3 protein-coding genes and 1 pseudogene are annotated in these 3,271 nt (G+C 39.7%); all 4 read left to right on the plus strand.

All coding sequences use genetic code 11. From position 1 onward, the window contains the following. Positions 1 to 312 precede the first annotated feature (312 nt). Positions 313 to 864, plus strand: a complete 552-nt coding sequence (locus Q1V93_RS11805) for a lysozyme inhibitor LprI family protein (RefSeq protein ID WP_300664918.1) — start codon at positions 313 to 315, stop codon at positions 862 to 864. 4 nt (positions 865 to 868) lie between these two features. After that, on the plus strand, positions 869 to 1,942 hold the full coding sequence (locus Q1V93_RS11810) for a lipase family protein (RefSeq protein ID WP_300664920.1): 1,074 nt from the start codon (positions 869 to 871) through the stop codon (positions 1,940 to 1,942). Between the two features lie 237 nt (positions 1,943 to 2,179). Continuing rightward, a complete protein-coding gene (locus Q1V93_RS11815; protein ID WP_300664922.1) occupies positions 2,180 to 2,698 on the plus strand; it encodes a hypothetical protein in 519 nt (172 codons plus the stop codon). Between the two features lie 217 nt (positions 2,699 to 2,915). Further along, positions 2,916 to 3,271 (plus strand): annotated as a pseudogene (locus tag Q1V93_RS11820) (hypothetical protein); the annotation flags it as partial.

A 3,271-nucleotide genomic window follows, 5' to 3' on the forward strand; every position in this document is an offset into this window, starting at 1 on the left:
CATGAATGAATAATTACGAATTACGAATTACGAATGCTGACCTGATAGAAATCGGGAGCCGAATTAAGAGGATTATCAAGAAGGCAATAATGACCAGGCAATAGTGGTGTGAAATAGCTCTTTCTAATGTTAGAATTAAGTACAATCATCGCTATATCTATGCTATATTTATGCTTTGTCGATACTATATCCATACTTTATTGATGTTGTTGGAATAACACCAAGAAGTTTTAAAAAAACAAATTGAGAATTAGAAAATCATTTAAATTCCAGGGGAAAGCTTATTAATATGATTATTTTTAAAAGAAAAAAATGAAGCTTTCTCCCTTGGTTATCCTTTTGTTTTTCTTTTCGGTCAGACTGAATGCCCAGGTTTCCGATTCTGAAATGGAATCATTGAAAGCTGACTGGTGGTTGGAACTGAAGAAAGAAGCGCATCAAATGATTCGCAAAATGCCCAGGGAAGAAGGCATGTCGGATTTTGCGGATTCCGTTCAAAGGCTTTTCGTACAAGATACTTTTGTTGTAGAAAATATCTTGCGCCGGCAATCGGATAAGGAACCGACCACGTTGGGAATGAATAAGGCGAATCTTTTTTGTGCTTCGGAATACGAAAAACTGGTAGATAAGTACTTTTCCATGCTTCAGGCAAAAATGAAGAAAGAGGATGTTGAGCTGCTGCTTTCCTGGCAAAAAGACTGGAGAAAATTAATGGCAACGGAACAGGCTTTGATCGGAAAATTGATGCAGGAACACTACAGCGGTGGCGGAAGCATTCATTCCATTGAATATACTGCACGTTTGATGAATCAAAATAAGAACCGGCTTCTGACCATCATTGATTATTTAACTCATATGATTTAGCATTATGAAAAATCTGCTGCTGTTTATTTTTCTTTTTTCGCTTACATGCTCCTGGTCTCAGATGAAACCGGGATACGATAAGCATGAAGCAATTGAGCTGTTGAAAGTCAATTTCCGATTTATAGATTCCACGCATTGGGATTCCATGCCGGCTCCTCAACGATTTGCATTGAAATACCGTTCCAAAACCTTGGGTTTCGATAATAAATGGGATTATTGGGAAGATCAGAAAGGAGTAGGAGTGTTGTCGCTTCGCGGAACAACCGGAACTTTTACGAGCTGGGGAGCAAATTTTTACGCAGGAATGATTCCGGCGAAAGGCTGGATCAAAATCAGTGAGAAAGACACGTTTTATTACGAACTGTCGAAAGATCCGAAAGCTTTGGTTCATGTGGGATGGACAACGGCTTTGGGCTGCTTGTGGAAAGACATGGATTCGGTGCTTTTTGCGCAGATCGACCAGGGGAAGAAAGAGTTTTACATCACCGGACACAGCCAGGGCGGAGCTTTGGCTTATTTGCTTACAGCGCATTTGTTGATCATGAAGGAAAATGGGATTATTCCTTCCGACGTGCAGTTCAAAACCTATTGCAGTGCCGCACCGAAACCGGGAAATTTATACTTCGCTTATTACTATGAAAAAATGACGCAGCAGGGCTGGGCGTACAATACGGTGAACGCATTGGATTGGGTTCCGGAATCTCCGTTTTCGATTCAGACGGTCCGGGATTTCAATGCGATAAATCCTTTCCAGGATGCTAAAAAAGCGATCAAGAAACTACCTCTGATTCCACGATTGGTTGTCAGACATATGTACAATAAAATGGATCGCCCGACGAAGAAGTCCCAAAAGCGTTTTGAGAAATACCTCGGAAGAAAATTAGGGAAATTAATGACGAAAAACCTGAAAGGCTTCGAGCCGCCTCAATTGTCTCACTCATCGGCATTTACCCGTTGTGGAAACTATATTATCCTTTACCCGGATGTGGATTATTACCGTAAGTTTCCGCAAGATCCGCAGGAAAAGTTCATGAATCACATGCTGGAACCTTATTTGCTGTTGCTGGATAAGTTGTAAAAAGTTACTTTTGACTTTTTAAAAATTGGAGTGTCCTAAAATAGAGGTGATGTAATCAGTTTCTCCGCAGAACGCTTACGCCTAAGCTTGTGCCATCGCTATAGCTATTGGCGACATGCGATCAGCGTTGGTTGCATACCACGGATTCCGAATGGTCGGAGTCTATGTAATCTGAATCTGCGTGACTTAAAAAAATCACCTAAGCTTCAGGACAAAGCCTAAAAAATACGACCAAAGATGACCAGGTTATTCAGCATTCTGATACTTCTTACGATTACAATTGCGTGCAAAAAAGAAGCGAAAACGAAACAAAAATTGACGCCTTATGAGGATCATTTGGCTCCGTGTCCATTGGATTTTTATAATTATCAATTAGATAGTGTTTTTTCAGGACCAAGTGGGAGTTTTCCGAATGCGGTTTACCGGATAAAATTTTCTGATACAACTGACCAGAATCAATATTTAACACCACATGATATTGAATTGGCTTTCAATGTTATTCCAACAACGGGAGTCTATTTTTTGACAGAGGTGATCAATCCTTCATCTGAAACAAATCAAATGGCATTTAAAATGAGATTCGGTGCTTATGGGGTTAAATCACTTCCTAATGAACCTAAATCAGTTTATGTGGAAGCAAATTCAGACTATTTGATCGTTTCTTTTTGTAATCAATCTGTCAGAGTAACAAATCTCCAATGGACAGGAAACCTGGGGGAACATACCGAATCCATGAAAGTAAAAAAGAAGTTTTAGAAAAGTCTCAGAAAATAAATTATATTTGGGTAACACTGTTTTATGACGTACTTGATACTATTCGCACTACCAATCAGTTTTTCTTACAGAGATTGAACAGAGCACGTTTTGTTGTTCCCTGATCGCGTTTGGCAAATAGTTTCAGTGAACTTTGGTTTTAGCATCAACCAGGGGTTGTAAAAGGTCGGACGATTTACTAACGAAATTAAATAGGGGCATGCCGAACAAAATTCGATTTTCAGAAACTCAAAAATTCAGACAATGGTGGTTGTGGTTCATTTTAGCAGGAACCAAAGGAATCATGGGATTCTTTATTGTGACCCAGGCAATGTATGGAAAGCCTTTCGGAGACAGTCAGTGGGAAAATATCGGTTTGTTGATCAGCTTTTTTATTGTGTTGGCCATTTCCATGTTGTTTTTCGTTTTGCGCCTGGAAACCAAAATCTCTGAGGAAGGGGTTTTTGTAAGGTTTTACCCGATTCAATTGAAGTTTCGACAGTACAAATGGGAAGATATTGATCAAGTTTATTTGCGCGAATATTCGCCGATTGCAGAATACGGGGGGTGGGGAAT

Origin of the sequence: Fluviicola sp. (assembly GCF_030151805.1) — a bacterium.
Lineage (GTDB): Bacteria > Bacteroidota > Bacteroidia > Flavobacteriales_D > Crocinitomicaceae > Fluviicola.

What these genes read in the sequence shown, in the direction of transcription:
- Q1V93_RS11805 (WP_300664918.1), top strand. Translation starts at nt 313, where the DNA reads ATGAAGCTTTCTCCCTTGGTTATCCTTTTGTTTTTCTTTTCGGTCAGA.
- Q1V93_RS11810 (WP_300664920.1), top strand. Translation starts at nt 869, where the DNA reads ATGAAAAATCTGCTGCTGTTTATTTTTCTTTTTTCGCTTACATGCTCC.
- Q1V93_RS11815 (WP_300664922.1), top strand. Translation starts at nt 2,180, where the DNA reads ATGACCAGGTTATTCAGCATTCTGATACTTCTTACGATTACAATTGCG.